This is a genomic window from Thioalkalivibrio sp. ALJ7, from assembly GCF_000376865.1.
In the GTDB taxonomy this organism is placed as follows: Bacteria; Pseudomonadota; Gammaproteobacteria; order Ectothiorhodospirales; family Ectothiorhodospiraceae; genus Thioalkalivibrio.
Map to the genome: position 1 here is coordinate 333,603 of NZ_AQXQ01000012.1, position 23,762 is coordinate 357,364.

The 23,762-nt window shown below is 67.0% G+C and carries 19 protein-coding genes, 1 other RNA gene and 1 pseudogene; 7 read left to right on the top strand and 14 right to left on the bottom strand.

Translation table 11 applies throughout. The features are described 5' to 3' along the window. Window positions 1-16 precede the first annotated feature (16 nt). The 6 genes from greA to aroC all read right to left on the bottom strand — a co-directional run bounded on the left by greA (window position 17) and on the right by aroC (window position 8,573). Window positions 17-496 (bottom strand): transcription elongation factor GreA, encoded by a 480-nt coding sequence (gene greA / locus D002_RS0110235; RefSeq protein ID WP_018141830.1) that lies wholly within the window; start codon window positions 494-496, stop codon window positions 17-19. Further along, a complete protein-coding gene (gene carB / locus D002_RS0110240; protein WP_018141831.1) occupies window positions 493-3,726 on the bottom strand; it encodes a carbamoyl-phosphate synthase large subunit in 3,234 nt (1,077 codons plus the stop codon). Before carB ends, greA begins: the two co-directional genes overlap by 4 nt. A gap of 69 nt (window positions 3,727-3,795) precedes the next feature. Beyond that, window positions 3,796-4,929, bottom strand: coding sequence for a glutamine-hydrolyzing carbamoyl-phosphate synthase small subunit (gene carA, locus D002_RS0110245; protein ID WP_018141832.1), 1,134 nt, complete (start codon window positions 4,927-4,929; stop codon window positions 3,796-3,798). A gap of 465 nt (window positions 4,930-5,394) precedes the next feature. After that, window positions 5,395-6,189, bottom strand: coding sequence for a 4-hydroxy-tetrahydrodipicolinate reductase (gene dapB, locus D002_RS0110255; RefSeq protein WP_018141833.1), 795 nt, complete (start codon window positions 6,187-6,189; stop codon window positions 5,395-5,397). A 72-nt stretch (window positions 6,190-6,261) separates the two neighbouring features. Further along, a complete protein-coding gene (locus D002_RS0110260) occupies window positions 6,262-7,425 on the bottom strand; it encodes an MFS transporter (protein WP_018141834.1) in 1,164 nt (387 codons plus the stop codon). 44 nt (window positions 7,426-7,469) lie between these two features. Beyond that, complete coding sequence (gene aroC / locus D002_RS0110265; RefSeq protein WP_018141835.1) at window positions 7,470-8,573, bottom strand: chorismate synthase; 1,104 nt, start codon at window positions 8,571-8,573, stop codon at window positions 7,470-7,472. Between the two features lie 150 nt (window positions 8,574-8,723). On the opposite strand from aroC, the gene D002_RS0110270 reads away from it, so the two are divergent. From D002_RS0110270 to D002_RS0110290, 6 genes are all read left to right on the top strand, one after another. Further along, complete coding sequence (locus tag D002_RS0110270; protein ID WP_018141836.1) at window positions 8,724-9,230, top strand: heme-binding protein; 507 nt, start codon at window positions 8,724-8,726, stop codon at window positions 9,228-9,230. A gap of 46 nt (window positions 9,231-9,276) precedes the next feature. Then, window positions 9,277-9,732: a rhodanese-like domain-containing protein gene (locus D002_RS0110275; protein ID WP_018141837.1), complete on the top strand. Its 456-nt coding sequence runs from the start codon at window positions 9,277-9,279 to the stop codon at window positions 9,730-9,732. Between the two features lie 76 nt (window positions 9,733-9,808). After that, window positions 9,809-9,994: non-coding RNA, 6S RNA (gene ssrS, locus D002_RS13595), on the top strand. Between the two features lie 27 nt (window positions 9,995-10,021). After that, window positions 10,022-10,663 (top strand): 5-formyltetrahydrofolate cyclo-ligase, encoded by a 642-nt coding sequence (locus tag D002_RS0110280; protein WP_018141838.1) that lies wholly within the window; start codon window positions 10,022-10,024, stop codon window positions 10,661-10,663. Window positions 10,664-10,694: 31 nt separating this feature from the next. After that, complete coding sequence (locus D002_RS0110285) at window positions 10,695-11,159, top strand: EVE domain-containing protein (protein ID WP_018141839.1); 465 nt, start codon at window positions 10,695-10,697, stop codon at window positions 11,157-11,159. Window positions 11,160-11,163: 4 nt separating this feature from the next. Beyond that, window positions 11,164-11,841: a glutathione S-transferase family protein gene (locus D002_RS0110290; protein WP_018141840.1), complete on the top strand. Its 678-nt coding sequence runs from the start codon at window positions 11,164-11,166 to the stop codon at window positions 11,839-11,841. A gap of 6 nt (window positions 11,842-11,847) precedes the next feature. Here the strand turns inward: D002_RS0110290 and D002_RS0110295 are convergent, their stop codons facing one another. The 5 genes and pseudogenes from D002_RS0110295 to cobA all read right to left on the bottom strand — a co-directional run. Beyond that, window positions 11,848-12,123: a cupin domain-containing protein gene (locus D002_RS0110295; protein WP_018141841.1), complete on the bottom strand. Its 276-nt coding sequence runs from the start codon at window positions 12,121-12,123 to the stop codon at window positions 11,848-11,850. A gap of 31 nt (window positions 12,124-12,154) precedes the next feature. Continuing rightward, the gene (locus D002_RS0110300; RefSeq protein WP_018141842.1) at window positions 12,155-12,817 is read right to left on the bottom strand and encodes a DUF6064 family protein; all 663 of its coding nucleotides are present in this window, start codon (window positions 12,815-12,817) and stop codon (window positions 12,155-12,157) included. Window positions 12,818-12,853: 36 nt separating this feature from the next. Continuing rightward, entirely contained in the window at window positions 12,854-13,747 is an 894-nt protein-coding gene (locus D002_RS0110305; protein ID WP_018141843.1) for an aldo/keto reductase, read from the bottom strand. 106 nt (window positions 13,748-13,853) lie between these two features. After that, window positions 13,854-14,705: a uroporphyrinogen-III synthase gene (locus tag D002_RS0110310; RefSeq protein ID WP_018141844.1), complete on the bottom strand. Its 852-nt coding sequence runs from the start codon at window positions 14,703-14,705 to the stop codon at window positions 13,854-13,856. After that, window positions 14,702-15,478: pseudogene (cobA, locus tag D002_RS0110315) on the bottom strand (uroporphyrinogen-III C-methyltransferase); the annotation flags it as partial. The gene D002_RS0110310 and the pseudogene cobA, both read right to left, overlap by 4 nt. 636 nt (window positions 15,479-16,114) lie before the next feature. Here cobA and D002_RS0110320 point away from each other — a divergent pair. Then, entirely contained in the window at window positions 16,115-18,562 is a 2,448-nt protein-coding gene (locus D002_RS0110320) for an EAL domain-containing protein (RefSeq protein WP_018141846.1), read from the top strand. A 177-nt stretch (window positions 18,563-18,739) separates the two neighbouring features. Here D002_RS0110320 and D002_RS0110325 read toward each other — a convergent pair whose 3' ends face one another. The 3 genes from D002_RS0110325 to D002_RS0110335 are packed head-to-tail and all read right to left on the bottom strand — an operon-like array spanning window position 18,740 to window position 23,762. Further along, entirely contained in the window at window positions 18,740-19,606 is an 867-nt protein-coding gene (locus D002_RS0110325; protein WP_018141847.1) for a uroporphyrinogen-III synthase, read from the bottom strand. Further along, window positions 19,603-21,069 (bottom strand): siroheme synthase CysG, encoded by a 1,467-nt coding sequence (gene cysG / locus D002_RS0110330; protein WP_018141848.1) that lies wholly within the window; start codon window positions 21,067-21,069, stop codon window positions 19,603-19,605. The genes D002_RS0110325 and cysG overlap by 4 nt, the downstream gene beginning before the upstream one ends. Window positions 21,070-21,071: 2 nt before the next feature. Beyond that, window positions 21,072-23,762 (bottom strand): nitrate reductase, encoded by a 2,691-nt coding sequence (locus D002_RS0110335; protein WP_018141849.1) that lies wholly within the window; start codon window positions 23,760-23,762, stop codon window positions 21,072-21,074.

Below are 23,762 nucleotides of genomic sequence, written 5' to 3' on the forward strand. Positions count from 1 at the left end.
GCGAGCCCAGGCTGCGTCAGTTGACGTAACGAACCTCCAGGATCTCGTATTCCGTCTCCCCGCCCGGGGCCTGGACGGTCACGACATCACCCTCTTCCTTCCCGATCAGCGCCCTTGCGATGGGCGAAGACACCGAGATCATGTTGTTCTTGATGTCGGCTTCGTCCTCGCCCACGATCTTGTAGGTCACCTGACGCCCGTCCTCGGTCGCCTCTAACACTACGGTCGTGCCGAACACGACCTTGCCGGTCTGCGGCAGGGTCGTCACGTCGATGATCTGGGCGTTGGAAAGCTTGGACTCCAGCTCGCGGATACGGCCTTCAATAAAGCTCTGCTGCTCGCGCGCAGCGTGATACTCCGCATTCTCCTTCAGGTCACCATGCTCGCGCGCCTCGGAAATCGCATTTACGACGCGCGGGCGATCCTCACCCTTCAGCTTTTTCAGCTCTTCCTTCATCTTTTCCGCGCCGGTCACGGTCAAGGGCGTCTTGTTCATGCGCTTTTCCCTCCGAGATTTTCCTGGTGGAGGTCCTGCAGCCGGAAGACGTCATTCGCCCCCAGATGATCCAGGGCCTGCACGGTGGCCTTGGCCCCGGCGATGGTGGTCGTATAACCCACCTTGTGCATCAACGCCTCGCGTCGAATGGTGTAGGAGTCGGAGGTCGACTGCTTGCCCTCCACGGTATTGATAATGAAGCTGATCTCGTCGTTCTTGATCATGTCGACAATATGCGGGCGGCCCTCGGTCACCTTGTTCACGCGCGTGACCGCGATGTCAGCCTCCTCCAGGATCTTGGCAGTACCGCGGGTCGCCAGGACCTCGAAGCCCAGCTCGACCAGGCGCCGGGCGACCTCGGCCACATGCGGCTTGTCGATCTCGCGCACCGACACGAAGGCCTTGCCGGTGGACGGCAACAGGACGCCCGCCCCCAGCTGGCTCTTGGCGAAGGCCTCGGCGAAACTGCGGCCGACCCCCATCACCTCGCCGGTGGACTTCATCTCCGGCCCCAAGATCGGGTCCACACCCTGGAATTTGGCGAACGGGAAGACCGACTCCTTCACCGAATAGTAGTCCGGATACACCGCGTCACCCACGCCCTGTTCCGGCAGGGTCTGACCGGCCATGCAACGCGCCGCGATCTTCGCCAGCGGCCGCCCGACGCTCTTGGAGACATACGGAACGGTACGCGAAGCGCGCGGGTTCACCTCCAGCACGTAGATATCGTCGCCCTTGATCGCGAACTGGGTGTTCATCAGGCCCACGACCTTCAGTCCCAGCGCCATCTTGCGCACCTGCTCGACCATCTCGTCCTGCAGCGCCATCGACAGCGAGAACGGCGGCAGCGAGCAGGCGGAGTCGCCCGAGTGCACGCCGGCCTGCTCGATGTGCTCCATGATCCCGCCGATGATCACGTTCTCGCCATCCGAGATCGCGTCGACGTCGACCTCGATGGCGTCGTCCAGGAAGCGGTCCAGCAACACCGGTGCGTCATTGGAGACGGACACCGCATTTTTCATGTAACTGCGCAGATCCTCACGGTCACGCACGATCTCCATCGCGCGGCCGCCCAGCACGTAGGACGGGCGCACCACCAGCGGGTAGCCGATCTCTTCGGCCAGCTTCTCCGCCTCTTCCTCGCTGCGCGCGGTGCGGTTCGGCGGCTGCTTGAGCCCCAGCTTGTTCAGCAGGGCCTGGAAGCGCTCGCGGTCCTCGGCCAGGTCGATCGAGTCCGGGCTGGTGCCGATGATCGGCACGCCGGCCGCCTCGAGATCCCGCGCCAGCTTCAGCGGGGTCTGCCCGCCGTACTGCACGATCACGCCGGCCGGCTGCTCGGTCGCCACGACCTCCAGCACGTCTTCCAGGGTCAGCGGCTCGAAGTACAGCCGGTCAGAGGTGTCATAGTCGGTGGAGACGGTCTCCGGGTTGCAGTTGACCATGATGGTCTCGTAGCCGTCCTCGCGCATCGCCAGCGCGGCATGCACACAGCAGTAGTCGAACTCGATCCCCTGGCCGATGCGGTTGGGCCCGCCGCCCAGGACCATAATCTTCTGCTTGTCGGTCGGCTCCGCCTCGTTCTCCTCTTCGTACGAGGAGTACATGTAGGCGGTGGTCGTCGCAAACTCGGCCGCACAGGTATCCACCCGCTTGTAGACCGGGCGTACGCCCAAGCCGTGGCGGTGCTTGCGCACGGCCTTCTCGGTCTCGTTCAGCAGCTTCGCCAGACGCAGGTCGGAGAAGCCGCGCTGCTTCAGGCGGAACATCTCCTCGGCACCAATCTCGCCCAGGATGCGATCGCGCAGGCCCTTTTCGATATCCACCAGTTCCTGGATCTGCGCCAGGAACCAGGGGTCGATGGCCGTCAGATCAAAGATGTCCTTGATCGAGAACCCAGCACGGAAGGCATCGGCCACATACAGGACCTGCTCGGGCGTCGGGTTCGCGAGCTTCGTACGCAACTGGTCGGTTACGTCGTCAGCGGTCAGGTCGATGCGCTCGTCGAGCCCGTCCATGCCGGTCTCCATGCTGCGCAGCGCCTTCTGGAACGACTCCTGGAAGGTGCGGCCAATGGCCATCGCCTCACCCACCGCCTTCATCTGTGTGGTCAGACGCTCGTCCGCCTGCGGGAATTTCTCGAAGGTAAAGCGCGGGATCTTGGTGACCACGTAGTCGATGGACGGCTCGAACGAGGCCGGGGTCAGCCCGCCGGTAATGTCGTTCTTCAGCTCATCGAGGGTATATCCGACCGCCAGCTTGGCCGCGACCTTGGCGATCGGGAAACCGGTCGCCTTGGAGGCCAGCGCGGAGGAGCGCGACACCCGCGGGTTCATCTCGATCACGATCATGCGCCCGTTCTCCGGGTTGATCGCGAACTGCACGTTGGAGCCACCGGTCTCCACGCCGATCTTGCGCAGCACCGCCAGCGAGGCGTCACGCATGATCTGGTATTCCTTGTCGGTCAGCGTCTGCGCCGGGGCCACGGTGATCGAGTCCCCGGTGTGGATGCCCATCGGGTCCAGGTTCTCGATGGAGCAGATGATGATGCAGTTGTCCGCCTTGTCACGGACCACCTCCATCTCGAACTCCTTCCAGCCAAGCGCCGACTCTTCCAGCAGCACCTGGTTGACCGGCGAGAGGTCGAGCCCGTTCTTGACGATGTACTCGAACTCCTCGCGGTTGTAGGCGATGCCGCCGCCCGAACCACCGAGGGTGAACGACGGCCGGATGATCACGGGGAAGCCGATCTGCGGCTGGACCTCCTGCGCCTCCTCCCAGGAATGCGCGAGCATCGCGGTCGGGGTGTCCAGGCCGATATCGGCCATCGCCGCCTTGAAGTGATCGCGGTCCTCGGCCATGTCGATCGCCGCCTCGTTGGCGCCGATCATCTCCACCCCGAACTTCTCGAGCACACCTTCCCGCGACAGGTCCAGCGCGCAGTTCAGCGCGGTCTGACCGCCCATGGTCGGCAGCACCGCATCCGGGCGCTCCTTCTCGATGATCTTGGCGACCGTCTCCCACTCCACCGGCTCGATGTAGGTGGCGTCCGCCGTCTCCGGGTCGGTCATGATGGTCGCCGGGTTGGAGTTCACCAGGATCACCCGGTAACCCTCCTCGCGCAGGGCCTTGCAGGCCTGGGCGCCGGAGTAGTCGAACTCGCAGGCCTGACCGATCACGATCGGGCCGGCCCCGAGGATCAGGATGCTCTGGATGTCGGTACGCTTGGGCATGTGACGGCTCTCGCAGGCTGTCGAAATCGGAAATCGGGAAAGACGGTCTCTAGGGAAACAAATGTTTCCCTAACTGCGCGCGGCGCGCATCATCTCGACGAAGTCGTCGAACGCCGGGGACACGTCGTGCGGGCCCGGGCTGGCTTCGGGGTGTCCCTGCAGGCTGAACGCCGGGCAGTCGGTGCGGGCAATGCCCTGCAGCGTGCCGTCGAACAGCGACCGGTAGGTCGGCGTCAGCGTATCGGGCAGGTTGTCCTCGTCGATCGCAAAACCGTGGTTCTGCGACGAGATCATCACCCGCCCGCTCTCCTCGTGCCGGATCGGGTGGTTCGCCCCGTGGTGGCCGAACTTCATCTTCACGCTCTTGCCACCGCTGGCGATGCCCAGCAGCTGATGCCCGAGGCAGATACCGAACAGCGGGACCTTCCGCTCGCAGAGGTCGCGGATCGCCTCGATCGCATAGGTGCAGGGCTCGGGGTCGCCCGGGCCGTTGGACAGGAACACGCCGTCGGGCTTCAGCTCCATCACCTCGTCCACCGGCGTCTCGGCCGGCACCACGGTCACGCGGCAGCCACGATCCGCCAGCATGCGCAGGATGTTCTGCTTCATGCCGAAGTCGTAGGCGACCACGTGAAATTCGGCCTGCTCCGGGTCCACCCGGGCTGGCTCTTCGCCGAGCTGCCAGGTGCCCTCCAGCCATTCGTAGCGGCTGCGCGTGGTGACCTCGCGCGCCAGGTCCATACCCTTGATGCCGGGGAACCCGCGCGCCGCCGCCAGGGCCGCTTGCTCGTCCACCTCGCCAGCCTGGATGCAGCCGTTCAGCGCGCCCTTCTCGCGCAGGATGCGGGTCAGCTTGCGGGTATCGATCCCGCTGATCGCCACAATACCGTGGCGCAGCAGGTAATCCGGCAGCGACTCGCGCGAACGCCAGTTCGACACCAGCGGCGGCAGGTCGCGAATGATCAGCCCGGCGGCATGGGCACGCGCGGACTCGTCATCCTCCGGATTGGTCCCGGTGTTGCCGATATGCGGATAGGTCAGCGTGACCATCTGCCGGTGGTAGGAGGGATCCGTCAGGATCTCCTGATACCCGGTCATCGCGGTGTTGAATACCACCTCGCCGACCGTCTGGCCCTGGGCGCCAATCGCCTGACCATGAAACACAGTGCCATCTTCCAGGACGAGCAGAGCGGGCGCGGACACGGGGACCTCCGGGTGGTCTGGACACCGCCGCCCGGCCCTGTGCCGGCGGCGATAACGCGTTTCGTTTGGGACCATGGACCCGGCCTCGTCCACACCGTTTCGGCGGGGAACAACCCCCGTTTCGGCAACGGTTCGATGCAGGCGAGAGCGGGTACGGATATGGCCTCAAGTGTACGCGAGCGCCGCGCGCGACGTCCAACGAACGCTCCTTTTCCGACGTCACCCGCCTCTTCATTCATGGTTGGCGAGAGCTCGCTGTCCGGCGATTTTAGCTGGCCCTGGTTCAGCCTCCGGTCTCTACGTGCGTTCGGCCCGCCGCCTGCCTGCTGGTGGCTGGTCCCGGTTCGGCATCCGGTGTTTACGTGCCTCGCGGCGCGCTCGCGAGTCAGCGCCTGGCAGTATGCGGACCGAAACCCGAATAACAAGGAATGCTGCACCCCGTAAAACGCCACGAGGCGCCGCCGGTTAGAGATCGCGCAGGCCCAGCACATCCTGCATATCGAACAGCCCATTCCCGGCACCGGCAAGCCAGACGGCGGCCCGCACCGCACCGGAAGCAAACACGGTCCGGCTGGAGGCCTTGTGGGTGATCTCCACACGCTCGCCGTCGCCGGCGAACAGCGTGGTGTGTTCCCCCACGATGTCGCCACCGCGTACCGTGGCGAAGCCAATGGTGCGCCGGTCACGGGCACCGGTCTGGCCCTCGCGGCCGTACACGGCATCGTGCTCCAGGTCCCGCCCCAGAGTCTCAGCAACCACGCGCCCCAGCTTCAACGCGGTACCGGAGGGCGCATCGACCTTGTGGCGGTGATGCGCCTCCAGGATCTCGACATCCACGCTGTCGCCCAGCGCCCGCGCCGCGAGCTCCACCAGCTTGAAGGTCAGGTTGACCCCGACACTCATGTTCGGCGCGTACACGATCGGCATGGTGGCCGCCGCGTCGCGCAGACGCTGCTCCTGATCCGCGTCGAGACCGGTGGTCCCGATCACCAGGGCCTTGCCGGCGCGCGCGCACAGATCCAGGTGCTGCATGGTGGCCTGCGGCGCGGTGAAGTCGATCAGCACGTCGAAGTCGTCGGTCACGGTTGCCAGATCCTCGACCAGGCGCACCTGGCCCTCCTGACCGACGGGCGCGCCAATCGCCTCGCTACCCGGGCGTTCGCTGGCCGCGCCCAGCCGCGCCTCGGGGTGTTCGTCCACCGCCTGCACCAGGTTCTGGCCCATGCGCCCGCCGGCGCCCGCAATCGCAATTCGAATCATCGTTTGTTCCATCCGGTTCTGTCGTTCCATCGGGGTATGCGCACCCTACGAAGCTTTGCCGCAACGTGCCAGTTACAGGGTTCGCACCGGGGTGCGGAAACGCCATTCGCCGTACACCGAGGCGATCACCCCGGCCGCGGCCAGGAATGCCGCGAACACGTACACCGAGGCGGGGCTGATGCCGTCCCACAGATAGCCTGCCACCAGCGAGCCCATCGCCCCGCCCAGCCCGAAGGCCAGCGAGGAGTACAGCGCCTGCCCGCGCCCCTGCAGCCGGCCCGGGAAGAAATAGTGGATCAGCGAGATCGCCGCCGCGTGATACACCCCGTAGCTGGCCGCATGCAGCACCTGGATGAACAGCAGCATCGGCAACGAGTCCGGCACCGCCGCCAGCAGCCCCCAGCGCAGCGTGGTCAGCACCAGCGCCGCCGACACCAGCAACCAGGCCCCGAAGCGCAGGATCAGCCGCGGCATCAGCAGGAACAGCACCACCTCGGCCGCGACCCCCAGCGCCCACAGCTGCCCGGCCACCGCGCGCGAGAACCCGGCCTGTTCCAGGTACAGAGTGAAGAAGGCGTAGTAGGGCCCATGGCTGGCCTGCATGAAAAAGCAGGCCACGAACAGCGCGATCACCTCGGGACGGCGCAGGACGGTCAACAGCGGCGGGGCGTTGTTGTCTTCCTCGTGGTTGCGCGCCGGTTCGCGCACGAACTGCGCGGCCGCCACCACCGCGATCAGGATCGCCAGCACGATCCACGGCAGCCAGGCCACGTCGATGTGGTCGAAGGCCCAGCCCAGCAGCGCCACCGCGACGATAAAGCCCACCGAACCCCATAGCCGCACCAGGGCATAGCGGTGCGCATCCTGCCCCAGCGAGCGCATGGTGGTCGCCTCGAACTGCGGCAGGATCGCATTCCAGAAGAAGCTGTAGGCGGCCATCACCACCGCCAGCCACCAGTAGCCGGTGTACAGCAGCACCCCGGTGAACGCCACGGCCCCGCCCAGCGCGCCCCAGCGCGCGATGGGCATGTGCGCACCGGCGCGATCCGCCAGCCAGCCCCAGACGTTCGGGGCGATGATCTTGGTCGCCAGCACGATCGCCATCAGCTCGCCGATCTGGGCGCCGCTGAACCCCTCCTCGGAGAGATACGGCCCCCAGAACGGCATGAAGGCGCCGAGGCTGGCGAAGTAGAAGAAATAGACCCCGGACAGGCGCGCGTTCTGCGTCACGGCCATTGCAGGGCCCTACCGGTTCAGGAGACTACGGCCGAACGGCCGCGTCATTCGCCGGGATGATCGCGCAGTGCGAGGCCCGTATCCGCCACGTCGGCATTCTGCCCGCGATGGCGCAGGGCGTGATCCATCAGCACCAGGGCCATCATCGCCTCGGCGATCGGGGTGGCGCGGATGCCCACGCAGGGGTCGTGCCGCCCCTTGGTCACCACCTCGACCGACTCGCCCGCGGTGTTGATGCTGCGCCCGGGCAGGCGGATGCTGGAGGTCGGCTTCAGCGCGATGCTGGCGCGCACCGCCTGGCCGGTGCTGATCCCGCCCAGCACGCCGCCCGCGTGGTTGGAGAGGAAGCCCTCGGGGGTGATCTCGTCGCGGTGCTCGGTGCCGCGCTGGGTCACGGACTCGAAGCCCGCGCCGATCTCCACGCCCTTCACCGCGTTGATACTCATCAGCGCGTGCGCCAGCTCGGCATCCAGGCGGTCGAATACCGGCTCGCCCCAGCCGGCCGGCACGCCGATGGCCTCGACGGTGACCCGCGCGCCGATGGAGTCGCCCGACTTGCGCAGGGCGTCCATGTATTCCTCCAGCTCCGGCACCTTGTCCGGGTCCGGGGAGAAGAACGGGTTGTCGTTGGCGATCTCCGGCTGCTTCGCCTCCAGCGCGATCGGGCCCAGCTGGGCCAGCCAGCCGCGGATGGTGATGCCGTAGCGCTGTTCCAGATAGCGCCGCGCGATGCCGCCGGCCGCGACCCGCAGCGCGGTCTCGCGCGCGGAGCTGCGCCCGCCGCCGCGATAGTCGCGCACGCCGTATTTCTGGTGATAGGTGTAGTCCGCATGCCCGGGACGGAAGCGATCCATGATCTCGCTGTAGTCCTTGGAGCGCTGATCGACGTTCTCGATCAGCAGCCCGATCGGCGTGCCGGTGGTGCGCCCCTCGAAAACGCCCGAGAGGATGCGCACCTGGTCCGGCTCGCGGCGCTGGGTGGTGTGACGCGACTGCCCCGGCCGGCGGCGATCAAGATCGAACTGCAGATCCGCCTCGCACAGCTCCAGACCGGGCGGACACCCGTCCACCACCGCGCCCAGGGCCGGCCCGTGACTCTCACCAAAGGTACTGACGACGAACAGTCGCCCAAAGCTGTTTCCCGACATGCGCGTAGTGTAGCCGCGGCCGGCCCGGCTGTCGCCTGTTCCCCCACCCTGCAGCCGGTCGAACGGTAACGGAATGGCCCGCTCGGCAACACCGTCTCCTGTCTGCCATGATCGGGATGCAGCACCCAAAACCAAAATAAGGAGGACACCATGACCAAATCCCTGACCCGCCTCGTCACGGGCACTGCGGCCGCACTCTGCCTGGGGCTGGCCAGCAGCGCCCAGGCGGATGTCTACACCCAGCGTTTCATGACCCTGGAACTGGCCAACGACATCGCCATGGGCGCCGTCGAGGCCTGCCGCGAGATGGGCCACCAGACCGCGGTGGTGGTCGTGGACCGAACCGGCAACAACCAGGTGGTGCTGCGTGACCGCATGGCCGCGGTGCAGACCATCCAGATCGCCGGCGACAAGGCCCGCGCCGTGACCATGTCCGGCACCAGCTCCGCCAACTTCCGCGACAACCGCGAAGACATCCGCATGGAGATGAACCACGTGGACGGCATCATCATGCTGGCCGGTGGTCTGCCGATCGAGGCGGCCGGCAGCATGGTGGGTGCGGTCGGAGTATCCGGCGCCCCGGGTGGCGACCTCGACGAGGAATGCGCCCAGGCCGGGATCGACCGCGTACAGGAACGCCTCGACTTCGCGATGTAACCGGGGGCTTGTGGCCAAGGACGGCCCGCGCCACCACGGAGACACTATGGAAGATCCACTGGCCAACCAGACCACCGTCGCCGCTCCCGGCGTGCACCGTGTCAGCCCGCAGGAGGCGCACGCGCGGCTGCAGCAGCGTCCGCGCGACCTGCTGATCGACATCCGCTCGACCATGGAATTCCTGTTCGTCGGGCATCCGGTCGGCGCGATCCACATCCCGTGGATCGACGAGCCGGACTGGACCGAGAACCCCCAGTTCGTCCCCCAGGTACGCAAGCTGCTGCTCGGGGGCGCCGCCGACCACGGTGCGGATGCGCCCGCGCTGTACCTGATCTGCCGCAGCGGCAAGCGCACCCTGGCCGCCGGGCAGGCGCTGGTCGATGCCGGCATCGAACATGTCTTTTCGGTGGAGGAAGGCTTCGAAGGCCCGCTGGACGAGCACCACCAGCGTTCCACCCGCGGCGGCTGGCGCTACCACGGCCTGCCCTGGGAGCAGTGCTGACCGCCAGCCTGTCTATCCCCTACTGCGACGGGGGTTGCGCGCGCCCCCGGGGGTTTGGTCCATAATGAACCCGGACGCGTCGCTGCGGCGTTCGACTGTGGCCCGGTGGTACCCTTGAGCCTTAATTCTTCACCACGGGACCGAGTACTTCCGTTTCGCTGTGCAGGTCCGTCTTCGAGCGGAAAGCCTAAAGATTCGGAGACTTCTCCCACCTGAACCTCAGGTTCAAGGTCAAAGGTCACGCCGGCGCCTGCGGGGCGCGTCCACTTCTTTTCGATCCCGAATCCCCATGCCAGCGCAAAACGCACCTGATTCGCTGTCGCCCGACGATCTGCGCGCCCTGCGCCTGCGCCTGCGCCGCGAGCGCGCCGCGCTGTCGAACGACCAGCTCGACCGGCATTCCGCCGCGATCAGCGCGCACCTGCTGCGCTGGTTCCAGCGCTGGCAGCCACACTGCGTCGGCGCCTACCGGGGCCTGCGCGGCGAGGTGGACCTGACCCCGCTGACCGTGGCCCTGGCCCGACGCGGGACCCGCATCGCCCTGCCGGTGATGGACGCCAAACGCCCCGGCCGCATGCACTTCCACGTCTGGGCGCCGGACGCGCCGCTGTGCCACAACGGCTTCGGCATCGCCGAGCCCTGTCCCGACGCCCCGCGCATCTGGCGCCGCGAGATGCAGGTGGTACTGATGCCGCTGGTCGCCTTCGACCATGCCGGCAACCGCATGGGCATGGGCGCGGGCTACTACGACCGCTATTTCGCCCGGCGCCGCTTCGGCACCCGGCGGCCGAAACTGATCGGCGTGGCCCACGCGCTGCAGGGGGTGCCGGCACTTCCCACCCAGCCCTGGGATGTCCCGCTGGATGGTGTCGTCACCGAACAGGGCTGGCATGCGCTGCCGGACCGCGCGCGGCACAATACGCACACCTGACCACACCGCTCACTTGGCACGAGGAGCCCGCATGGCCTACTGGCTGATGAAGTCCGAGCCCGACGAGTTCAGCATCGACGACCTGGAACGCATCGGCGTGGAGCCCTGGGACGGCATCCGCAACTACCAGGTTCGCAACATGATGCGCGACGAGATGAAGAAGGGGGATCTGGCCTTCTTCTACCACTCCAACGCCAAGCCACCGGGCATCGTCGGCATCCTGCGCATCGAGAAGGAGGCCTACCCGGACTCCTGCGCCTTCGACCCCGAAGACCCGCACTACGACCCGAAGAGCGACCCGGACAACCCGCGCTGGCTGCGCGTGGACGTCGCCTTCGAGGAGAAGTTCGGCGACATCATCACCCTCGACTGGCTGAAGCAGCAGCCGCAACTCGAGGACTGCCCGCTGGTGCGTCGCGGCAACCGCCTGTCGGTGATGCCGATCACCCAGGACCAGTGGGACTTCATCCTGAGCCATGCCCAGCGCGGTAAATAGACCCGTGGCCACGCTCTACCACTTCCCGCACGACGCGAAGGCCGACCGTCTGCGCCTGGCCTGTGGCTACAAGGGTGTCGCGCTGGAGACCCGCACGCTGGACTGGTTCGACGACGAGACCTTCTTCGAGCTGGGCGTGGCGCGCCAGTCGCCGATCCTGCAGCTGGCAGACGGCACCCTGGTCACCGACACGCTCGCCGCGCTGCACGACATCGACCGCCTGCTCCCGAGCGGCGAGCCGCTGTCCGACGGCGTGATCCCCGAGGACGCCTGGCAGGCCCTGCTCGACTGGCGCGCAAAGGTCGACCTGGTACTGGAGCGACTGTACGTGCCGCTGGCGCCGGGCTTCCACGGCATCGGCGATAGCGCCGAGGCCCTGGCCGACTACAAGGCCCAGGTGCAGCACCGCTTCGGCCTGTCGCTGGAAGAACTCGCCAACGACCGCTACGACGGCTACAACCAGCTCGCCAGGCTCAGCCGGCTGCCGGAACTGGCGAAACACCTGGCTGCCAGCCGCTACTACCTCGGCCACCCGTCGATCGCCGACTGCGTGATCGCCGCCGACCTCTATCCCCTGCAGATGCACGACGGCATCAACCTGCCGGTCGACATGCTCTACTACCTGCGCCGCGTCGAGGAGACCTTCAATACCCCGCTCGACACCCAGTGGCTCGCCCGGTAAGGAAACTCAGCCGAAGCGGTAGTGCTTGCGGATATCGCGGTGAATCTCCCAGGTGCAGTCCATGCCCTCGGGAAAGGTCACCAGGTCGCCCTCGCCCACGGTGACGGGCTCGCCACCGTCATCCGGCGTCACCGTCACCTGGCCCTCCAGGATGTAGCAGACCTCGCGCTCGTCGTAGTGCCAGGGGAAGGTCGAGACTTCCTTCTCCCACACCGGCCAGTCGAACACCCCCAGGCGTTCCAGATGGTCCTGCTCCGGCCGATGGATCACTTCGATGGACATGACGGTCTCCTTGTCGGGATCAGCGGTCATCTTAACGAGCCCGATCACCCGAACGCAGCCAGCGCACCAGCAGCAACCCGAAGGCGGTCACACCCAGCGCAGCCGGCGGATATTCCAGCCAGAGGTCCAGCTCCCAGGCGATGTATCCGGTGACCAGTGCCCACAGGAGCGGGATGATGGCCAGCACCAGCGGAGGCCGCGGGCGGGCGAGCAGCAGGAGTCCGAGCGTCAGCAGCATGGTCGGTCCGGGCGCGACGCCGACGTACTGCAACTGGGTCCAGGGCGTGCCGGTCAGCGCGAGATCGAGCAATGGATAGCCGGCCAGCGCGTAGACGATCATCAAGGCCGCGCCGCTGCCCGCGAGCCCGCCGGGCCAGCCGGGCGAGTCGAAGCGGGCCTGGCCCATCAGGGTCAGCGCGAACAGCAGCATCAGGCCCTGGGCGACGAAGACCCCGGCCAGCCATTCAGAGGCGAAGTGGAAGGGTGCCAGCGAACCGCCGAAGAAGACCACTCCGGTCCAGATCCACAGCACGCCCAGCATCAGGCCCGTGACGCGGGCCGCCCCGCGCCAGCCCGTGAACGCAAGCGCGACGGCCACCAGCGCGAGCAGGGCGCCGACCGCGTGCAGCGGCCAGATGGCGGTGTTGTACTGGCCCAGGATCGCCAGCCAGGTGGCGCTATCGAACGGCAGCATCCCGCCTCCCCGGTCGCTCGGATTCAGGGGCCAACCCTACAGGTCCTGCACGTAGGCGACCATGCGGCTGCGCATCTCGGCATCCGGAAGCGGGCCGTACAGCGCGCCCATGTTCTCCTCCATGTGCGCGACCACGGAGGTCGCGGGGATCGCGCAGGTCACGTCCGGGTGGGAGACGATGAACTTGAGCAGGAACTGCGGCCAGTTCGCGCATTCGATCTCGGCCGCCCAGTCCGGCAGCGGATGCCCCTGGAACTGGTTGATCAGCGCCTTGCGCCGGAACGGCCGGTTCGCGATCACCGCCACCCCGTGTTCGCGCGCCAGCGGCAGCAGGCGCTGCTCCGCCTCGCGGTCGAGGATGTTGTAGGTGAGCTGCACGAAATCCAGGTCCTCGCGCTGCAGGATGCGCTCCAGCTCGTCGTGGCGGCGCCCGTGCGAGGTGGTCACGCCGATATAGCGCAGCTCGCCCGCCGCGCGACGCTCGCGCAGCGTCTCCAGGTGGGCCTCCCAGTTCTGCAGGTTGTGCACCTGCTGCAGGTCGAGCGTGTCGACGCCCCACAGTTCCCGGGATTTCTTGTGCTGCTCGCGCCCGGTGGCGGTGCTGCGCGTCCAGACCTTGGTGGCCGCGAACAGCCCCTCCGGGTGCCCCAGCTCGCGCAGCCCGTGCCCGACCACCGCCTCGGCGCGGCCGTACATCGGCGAGGAGTCGATCATCCCGCCGCCGCGACGGATGAAGGTGTCGAGGATGCGCGTGCGCACCGCCAGCGCATCCGGGTCCTCCGGCACGTTGAAGGTGATCCAGGTCCCCATGCCGATCACCGGGATGCGTTCCCCGGACGACGGGATCGGCTTGCGCTGCGGTTCACGGCCTTCGGAAGCGCCCGCGACGACCGGCCAGCCTGCCCCGGCCGCCAGGGTGGCGCCGGCCATGCACCGCAGGAAGGATCGGCGCGAATGCCGTGTGGACGTTGGTTTCATGGCCCGGATCACCGCAGGGGATTCAATCCGTGGGCCATTCGCCCGCGCCACAAGTTCCCTACGCAGCTGCCCGCAGATGCCGAGTGAGCGCCGAGACCAGCGGCTTCATGAAGTAGCGGGCCTCGGGGACCACTGCGGGGGAAATACCGTGGGCGCGCAACTCGTCGGCCACCACCGGGCCGATCGCGGCGACGACGGTTCGCTCCAGCGCTGCCCGCAACATGTCGTGACGATCATCGGCCCGGGCGACCGCCAGCAGTCGCCGCACCTGGGCCTGGCTGGTGAAGGCGATCGCATCCACCTCCCCCGCGATCAGGGCCTCGATCAGCCCGGTCACGCGCCCGGTCTCGGCGGCGTCGGCATAGCGGTAGGGCCAGACGGGGAAGACCTCGGCGCCCGCCTGCTCCAGGAACTCGAGCAGGCGGCGGTTGGGTTCGGCGCCGTAGAGCTGCACCCCGATACGCTGCCCCACCAGATCCTGCCCAGAAAGGGTTTCGATGATGCCCTCGGTGGTCGGTGCCGCGGCGACCGCATCCGGGCGCACGCCGAAGGGCTTCATCACCCGCCCCGGCTTGGGGCCCCGCACCAGGGTCTGCGTCCGCGCCACGGCCGCCAGCCAGGCGTCCTCGCGTCCGGCGCACTGCGCAAAGCCGGTCAGGCGGGTGAAGCCCTCGCCGGTCAGAAAAATCAGGCGGTCGAACGGCGCCTCGATCGCCCGGTGCAGCCAGGTCTCGATCGCCGTGCGGTCGGGGCTGTCGTGGATCGCGATCAGTGGACAGCGCCAGACCTCCGCCCCGCGCCGCTCCAGCAGGCCGGCGAAGACCTCCAGCGCCCGGCTCTCCGGCAAGGCCACCCGGCGACCCGCGAGGGCGCCGGCCGCCGCCTCCGTCAGGACGGATGCGGACGTCACGCCGCGCTCGCCGCCGCGGCCCGCGACCCTGCCCCCGACATCGGCATCGGCTGCGGGAACACTGTGGTGGCCCCGGCATCCGGCTGAAACCAGGCCAGGCGCGCGTGGCAGGCCGCCACCTCGCCGATCACGATCAGGCTGGGCGAACCCACCTGCTCGCGCTCGGCACGCGCGGCCAGCGTATCCAGCGTGCCGCTGACCACGCGCTGGCGGGCGGTGGTGCCGTTCTCGATGATCGCCGCCGGGGTCTGCCCGGCGCGGCCGGCACCCTTCAGCCCCCGGCAGATCTCGCCCACCCCCTTGCGGCCCATGTAGAACACCAGGGTCTCGCGGGTACTGGTCAGCTGCGACCAGTCCACATCCAGCCGCCCTTCGCGGGTATGGCCGGTGATGAACCGCACCGACTGGGCATGGTCGCGGTGGGTCAGCGGTATGCCCGCATAGGCGGCACAGCCGCTGGCCGCGGTGATGCCGGGGACGACCTGGTAGGCCACGCCGTCGCGCGCCAGCACGTCCAGCTCCTCGCCGCCCCGGCCGAACACGAACGGGTCGCCGCCCTTCAGCCGTGCCACGCGCTTGCCCTCGCGCGCCAGTCGGGAGAGCAGCGCGCTGATCTCCTCCTGCGGCACACAGTGGCGATCGCGCTCCTTGCCGACATAGAAGCGCTCGGCCTCGCGCCGCGCCAGGTTCACCACCTCCGAGGAGACCAGGCGGTCATAAACCACCACATCCGCCTGCAGCAGCAGGCGCAACGCGCGGAAGGTCAGCAGGTCAGCCAGCGACCGCAGAGCCCATTCTCGGACTTGGACCTGGACCACGATGCGCTTCCTGCTCCGGTATCCGCGTGGTATGCGGCCGCTTAGGGCGCTGGGCCCGGACTTCCACGTCCCGGCCATAGCGCCACTCGCGCACGGTCATGCGCGTAATGCCGTAGCCCCGGGCCAGCTCGGGATCGATCACGCTGGGCGGCACTTCCCGCAGCGCTCGTCGGATCTGGGGTGCAGTGCACGCGTCCGAATGGATCGTACTCGCCATACTCTCGATCCTGCGTGGGCCCGCCCTACACCATACTCAGCCACTCCCGGCAACGAAACGGGAGTACCTTCTTGTGCAGTATAGAATCATCCTTTACCCAACAATTACCAGACATCTATCCTCCCAAGGATCAGAGCCTCCGGAACCGTCGGTCCGGTTCAGGTCAGAGCCTCAGGAAAAGGCGGTACGATTCAGGTAGTGTGTCCTTATGGCCGTAAAACGCGCCTGTGACCGCCCCAAACGGTTACAGAGGGCCCCAAGAGACCCTTGATGGCCCAACCGCCCCCCAAATAACGCACTGGGGGGCATTGAGGCGGATGCAGAGCCATTGATCAGTGTTTGCCTGATCTCAGAGAAGGGGCTGGGTTTAGCGCATGGAAAAGCCAGAGAACCAAAAAAAGATGGACAGCCTCACTGCCCATTACAAAAAAAACCTGCTGGGTTACAAAACACAGCTTCAGGAGGCGTGGGCAGAAACACAGAACATCCCAGAGTCGCTGCACCTCATCAGAAATATTGCCCACCGTCTCAGTGGCTCGGGCGCAGCTTTTGGTTTTGCCGAGCTATCACAAAGGGCGAGCGAGCTAGAATGGGCCTGCGAGCAAGCCATAAAAAGCGCTCCGCCTGAATATAACGCGACCATATTCGAACGACTGCAAGATCTTCTAAGCTGCATTGAACGCAGCACAGGCATGGATGAGGATGTCGACGAAACCGACGAGCCTGCCAGCATCAATTCACTCGCTCCCTCCGCGGAAAGCATCAACCTCCTGTTGGTAGATGATGACCCGGACTTCTCGGCACAAGTCAGCCAAGTTCTGAATGAGCGTGGCTATCAGGTGCATTGCCTGGAAGATATCACAGGCCTTGAGCAGGCCATTGCGCGGCATCAACCGCTAGCACTGATCGTGGACATGGATTTTTACGGCGACCAATTTGCCGGGTCAGCCCATGTATTTTCCTGGCGCCGAACTGACGGCACACCCTTGCCGGTCTTCTTTGTATCCGCGTTCGACTCCTTCGAACTGCGCCTCGCGGCAGCACGGGCTGGCGGCAACCATTTCCTAAGCAAGCCACTGGACATACCCAATCTGATATCCCTGCTCCATTCTGAGCTTGATCTGGCACCCAGTGAACCATACCGCATCATGCTGGTAGATGATGACGATGATCTACTCAATCTGTACGGTTCGCTCCTTTCCCAGGCGGGCTACAACGTCTCCACCGCCACCAGTGCGAAACAGGCGTTGTCGATGCTTGAATACAAGCAGCCAGAACTGATCATCATCGACGTCTACATGCCGGACTGCAGTGGTCTCGATCTCGGCAAAATTATTCGCCAGCACGAGGATCACGCAACCATTCCGCTGCTGTTTATGTCTGCCGCAGCCGACACCGATGTGCAATTGGCCTGTGCCCGGCTGGCGAACGATGAGTTCGTCTCCAAGCCCATTGAGCCCTGGAGGTTGCTAATGGTGGTCAAATCCAGAGTCTCGAGAGGCCGACTGCTTCGCGCCCAGGGAGGTGCTTTGACAGCCTCTGAGGCCGCAACTCATCACGATCCCCTGACTAGCTTACCTACTTTGTCAAGATTCCGGATTGCCGCCGAAAAAGCCCTGCAACATACCACTCAGGATCGCTTTTCTGCCGTCATGAAACTCGACGTCAGAGACTTTCACACCATCAACAACGTGCATGGGAATTTCTTTGGCGATCGGGTCCTGCAACAGCTGGCCTGGGAACTATCCCGGTGTCTGAATAGCACGGATGTGCTGAGCCGGGAAAATGGCGATGAATTTTTAGTTCTCAGCCACGGACACGACAGCCGGGACTCTGTCAGCCGTTTCGCCAAGCAGATGATCCAGACACTGGAAACCATCAAGGTAGACGCCGATCGAAGCATCATTGCAGTTTCCGTGGATATGGGCATTGCCATCGCCTCAACGAACATTAAAAGCGCTGCCCAGCTGCTTGATCATGCTGACACGGCCCTGTTTCGGGCCAAGAAATCCGCTGGCGCAAGTGTTTGTTTTTTTGATGAGTCCATGCTTGATGACGAAAAACGTCGATTCAATCGGGCGCAGTGTATCAGGCAGGCGTTGAGTGACGGACAATTCACTCCGGCCTATCAGCCCATACTGAGCATCGATGACACAACCGTTGTCGGTTTTGAAGCCCTTGCCCGCTGGCAGCATCCGGACGAGGGTGTACTTGGGCCGGGCGCATTCATCTCTCTTATGGAAGAACAGGACCTAATAAAGGAGCTGACCCACCAAATGCTCGCACAAGCTCTGGCACAACTGGCTTGCTGGCAGAGTCGTCAACCTGGGCTGTATATGTCAGTGAACCTGTCCGCCATAGACATCCAGCAGCCGACATTTCTAGCGCACCTTGAGGCGTTGCTCGCAGAGCATAAATTGCCTCCCGAGTCAGTGGTAATCGAAATCACCGAGTCACTGCTTCTGTCTGACTGGGAGCAAGCCAGCGTGGTCATTAAGGCACTTAGAAATCTCGGCGTTTGCCTGGCTCTGGATGATTTTGGCACCGGCTACAGTTCGCTCAGTTACCTACACCGCATACAGGCGGGAAAACTCAAGATCGATCGCAGTTTCCTGCAGCATTGGTCACACACCGGGGATTCGCGCCTCTTGCAGGCCATGGTTCAACTAGGCCACACAATGAACATGACAGTGATTGCCGAAGGCATCGAAGAGCGTGAGGAACTCGACCTTCTGCATCAGCTTCAATGCGACCAGTACCAGGGCTTCATCACTGCCAAGCCACTAGTTGCGAAGGAAATTGAGGGGCAACACTGGGTCTGATCGCGGCCTATTGCCTGGGGGACCTGGCGCCGGTCGAATACCGGCAGCTACACCAGCCCGAAACCTCCAGGTATGCGTGGACCTAATCCGGGGAAGTCGACAAGTTTCGCCGGGAGCGTGCAGGTCACGTCCGGGTGCGAAACGATAAGATAGAGCAGAATTTGCGGCCAGACTTCCTTACGCGGTACCCCGCAGATGCCGGGTGAGCGCCGAGACCAGCGGCTTCATGAAGTAGCGGCCCTCGGGGACCACCGCGGGGGAAATACCGTGGGTGCACAGCTCCTCGGCCACCACCGGGCCGATCGCGGCGACGACGGTTCGGCCGAGCGCTGACAGCAGCGCATCCTCGTGCCCCGCATCACGGGCGACGCGCAGCAGTCGCCGCACCTGGGCCTGGCTGGTGAAGGCGATCGCATCCACCTCCCCCGTGATCAGGGCTGCGATCAGCCCGGTCACGCGCCCGGTCTCGGCGGCGTCCGCATAGCGGTAGGGCCAGACGGGAAAAACATCGGCACCCGCCTGCTCCAGGAACCCGAGCAGGCGGCGGTTGGGTTCGGCGCCGTAGAGCTGCACCCCGATACGCTGCCCGGCCAGATGCTGCCCGGCCCGATCCTGTCCGGAAAGGGTCTCGATGATGCCCTCGGTCGTCGGCGCGGCCGCGACCGCATCCGGCCGCACGCCGAAGGGCTTCATCGCCCGCCCCGGCTTGGGGCCGCGCACCAGGGTCGGCGTCCGCGCCACGGCCGCCAGCCAGGTGTCCTCGCGTCCGGCGCACTGCGCAAAGCCGGTCAGGCGGGTGAAGCCCTCGCCGGTCAGAAAAATCAGGCGGTCGAACGGCGCCTCGATCGCCCGGTGCAGCCAGGCCTCGATCGCCGTGCGGTCGGGGCTGTCGTGGATCGCGATCAGCGGGCAGCGCCAGACCTCGGCCCCGCGCCGCTCCAGCAGGCCGGCGAAGACCTCCAGCGCCCGGCTCTCCGGCAGGGCCACGCGGCGACCCGCGAGGCCACTGGCCGTCGCCTCCGACAGGACGGATGCGTCCGTCACGCCGCGCTCGCCGCGGCGGCCCGCGACCCTGCCCTCGACATCGGCATCGGCTGCGGGAACACCGTCGTGGCCCCGGCATCCGGCTGAAACCAGGCCAGGCGCGCGTGGCAGGCCGCCACCTCGCCGATCACGATCAGGCTGGGCGAGCCCACCTGCTCGCGCTCGGCACGTGCGGCCAGCGTATCCAGCGTGCCGGTCACGACGCGCTGGCGGGCAGTGGTGCCGTTTTCGATGATCGCCGCCGGGGTCTGCCCGGCGCGGCCGGCACCCTTCAGCCCCCGGCAGATCTCGCCCACGCCCTTGCGGCCCATGTAGAACACCAGGGTCTCGCGGGTACTGGTCAGCTGTGACCAGTCCACATCCAGCCGCCCTTCGCGGGTATGACCGGTGATGAACCGCACCGACTGGGCATGGTCGCGGTGGGTCAGCGGTATGCCCGCATAGGCGGAGCAGCCACTGGCCGCGGTAATGCCGGGGACAACCTGGTAGGCCACGCCGTGGCGCGCCAGCACGTCCAGCTCCTCGCCGCCCCGGCCGAACACGAACGGGTCGCCGCCCTTCAGCCGTGCCACCCGCTTGCCCTCGCGCGCCAGGCGGGAGAGCAGCGCGCTGATCTCCTCCTGCGGCACGCAGTGGTGGTCGCGCTCCTTGCCGACATAGAAGCGCTCGGCCTCGCGCCGGGCCAGGTTCACCACCTCGGAGGACACCAGCCGGTCGTAGACGACCACATCCGCCTGCTGCAGCAGGCGCAGCGCGCGAAAGGTCAGCAGGTCGGGATCGCCCGGCCCGGCGCCGATCAGGTAGACCTCGCCGGGCGTGCTGGTTGCGGCGTCCGCCAGTTCCTGCTCCAGGCGCGCCTCGGCCGCGTCCATGCGCCCGGCCAGGGCGAGCTCGGTGGCCGGCCCGGCAAAAGCCCGCTCCCAGAAGGCGCGGCGGGCGTTCACATGGTCGAAACGGGCGCGCACCCGGTCGCGCAGCCGCCCGGCGAGATCGGCTAGCCGACCATAGCCGGTCGGGATCAGGCTCTCGATCTTCGCGCGCAGCAGGCGCACCAGCACCGGGGCGCGGCCACCCGAGCCGATCGCGATGGTCAGCGGCCCGCGCTCCACGATCGCCGGCAGGATGAAGCTGCACAGCTCGGGCTGGTCGGCGACGTTCACCGGGATCGAGCGCGCAACGCAATCCTCCGAGACCTGGCGGTTCACCGCCGCATCGTCGGTGGCAGCGATCACGATCGCCACACGATCTAGGCATTCGGTGTCATAGACCCCCGGATCGCGGCTGATCGACTCCGGTTGCTCGCGCAGCAGGCGCTCGGAGGCGTCGCTGTACTCGGGGGCCCGCAGGCGCACCCGCGCCCCGGCCTCCAGCAGCAGCGCCGCCTTGCGCGTGGCGACCGGTCCAGCCCCGACCACCAGGGCCTCGCGGCCGTGCAACTGCATATAGATCGGCAGGTGTTCCATGCTTATCCCTCCCGCGCCACGGGGTCCGTGGGCGTCTCGGCTTCTTCATTCAACAGGGTCTGGATCTCGGGTCGGCAGGAGCCGCAGTTGGTCCCCGCCTCAAGGGCCGAACCCACGGCCTCGCAGGTGGCCAGCCCCTGCTCGCGGATCGCGGTGCGGATACGCATCTCGTCCACGCCGAAGCAGGCGCAGACCATGCGCCCGCGCGCGGCCTGGCCGTTCGGTGGACGCCCGGTCAGGAGCGCCATGCGCTCGGTATCGCTGATCGTCTCGGCCGCGAACAGGCCGGCCAGCCACTCGCGCTCGGGCAAGCCCCGGTCGGGGCCCGCGAACAGCACGCAGGCGAGCCGCCCCTCGTGGATCCGCGCGGCGCGGTAGCGCCCCCCGGCGGGGTCGGCGAACTCCAGCCATTCCCCCGGCCCGTCCAGGCGTTCGCGCCACGCATCCATCGTGGGCGGTGTGCCCCGGCCGGCGAGCTCGGTGCGCAGGTGTCGGGGACCGCGGGCGGTGACTGCGTAGTCCGACTCGGGCGTGGTGATCGGCTCGCGGCTCAGCACGAAGCCGTGCCAGTCCAGCGCCGCCGGGCGCACGGCCACGGCCGTGTGCTTGAACGCCGGCTGGCCGGAGACCGGGTCGACATGCGCGGGCACCAGCGCATCGACCCGGGCGAGCCGCGCGATCGGCCGGCTCCAGTGCATGGGCACGAACACGCTGCCCGGGCGCTGCTCGCGGCTAGTCTGTACCCGCGCCAGCAGGCGTCCGTGACGACTGGTCACCTCGGCGAGGTCGCCGGGCTGGAGCCGGAACAGCCCGGCATCCACCGGATGGATCTCGACGAACGGCTCCGGCTGATGCGCACTCAGGCGCGGGGTGCTGGCGGTGCGGGTCATGCTGTGCCACTGGTCGCGGATGCGGCCGGTGTTCAGGCGCAGCGGATAATCGGCAGCGACCGGGTCGGTCGGGGCCTGCGGGGCCACGGCCGCGAGCCGCGCCCGACCATTGGCGGTAAAGAATCGGCCATCGGCATAAAGGTGTTCGGCACCGATCCGGCTCCCCGCCGGCAGCGGCCACTGCACCGGCTCCAGGGCGTCGTACTCCGCGTCGGAAAGCCCGGCCAGCGCGCCGATGTCGAAGTCGCGCGTGCCGTGGTTCTCGAAGGCGGACAGCGCCGCATGTTCGCGGAAGATCTCGCTCGGGCGGGTATAGGGAAAGGCCGCGGCGAACCCCAGCCGCTGCGCGACCCGGGCCGGCGCCCACCAGTCGTGACGGGCCTCGCCCGGGGGCGCCCGGAACGGGCGCTGGCGCGAGATGCGGCGCTCGGAGTTGGTCACCGTGCCGTCCTTCTCGCCCCAGGTGGTCGCCGGCAGCAGTACGTCGGCCACCCGCGTGGTCTCGGTCTCGCGCACGCAGTCGGAGACCACGACCAGCGGGCATGCGGCCAGGGCCTGCTCGAAGCGCGCGGCTTCGGGCAGACTGAACAGCGGATTGGTGCCGATGATCCAGACCGCCTTCACCTGCCCCGACTCGACCGCGCGGAACAGGTCCAGCGCCTTCAGGCCCGGCTGGCGAGCAAGGTTGGGTGCGCCCCAGAAACGCCCGACCCGGTCCAGGTCCGCCTCGTCGAAGCCCATGTGCGCGGCCAGCTGGCTGGCCAGTCCGCCGACCTCGCGCCCGCCCATCGCGTTCGGCTGGCCCGTCAGTGAGAACGGTCCCATGCCCGGGCGCCCGATGCGGCCGGTGGCCAGGTGTACGTTGAGGATCGTCCCGGCCTTGTCCACGCCGCTGTCGGACTGGTTGATGCCCTGGCAAAAGGCGGTCACGGTGCGTTCGGTGCGGGCAAACCACTGGAAGAACGTCGCCACCAACTCCGGCTCCAGTTCGCAGGCCTCGGCGGTCGCGGCGATCGACGGGCTGGAGGACCGCGCGGCCGCCAGGGCGTCGGCAAAGCCGTCGACATGCCGCTCCAGGAAGCCGGGGTCCAGCGCATCCTCCCGGCGCAGATGGTCCAGCAGGCCGTTGAACAGCCAGGCATCCGTGCCCGGCGCCAGCGGCAGGTGCAGGTCAGCCGCCTGGGCAGTGGCCGTGCGCCGCGGGTCGATCACCACCAGCTTCATCTCCGGGCGCGCCGCGCGGGCGGCCTGCAGGCGCTGGAACAGGACCGGGTGGGCCCAGGCCATGTTGGAGCCCGTGACCACGACCAGATCGGCCTGCTCGAGGTCGGTATAGCTTCCCGGCACGCCATCCACCCCGAAGGCGCGGGTGTGGGCGGCCACGGCCGTGGACATGCAGAGCCGGGAGTTGGTGTCGATATTGGCCGAGCCGATGAAGCCCTTCATCAGCTTGTTGGCCACATAGTAGTCCTCGGTCAGGATCTGCCCGGAGACGTACAGGGCGACCGCATCCGGCCCGTGCGCCGCGATGGTCTCGCGAAAGCCGTCCGCCACATGATCGAGCGCGGTCTCCCAGTCGACACGCCGCCCGCCGATCTCCGGGTGCAGCAGCCGGCCCTCGTCGCCGAGGGTCTCGGCCAGCGCCGCGCCCTTGGAGCACAGGCGCCCGGCATTCGCCGGATGGGCGGGGTCGCCGCGCACCGCGACCGGAAACTCGCCTTCCGGCGTCGCGGTCACCTCCACGCCGCAGCCCACCCCGCAATAGGGGCAGGTGGTGCGGGTCACCGGCTCGGCCGTGGCCAT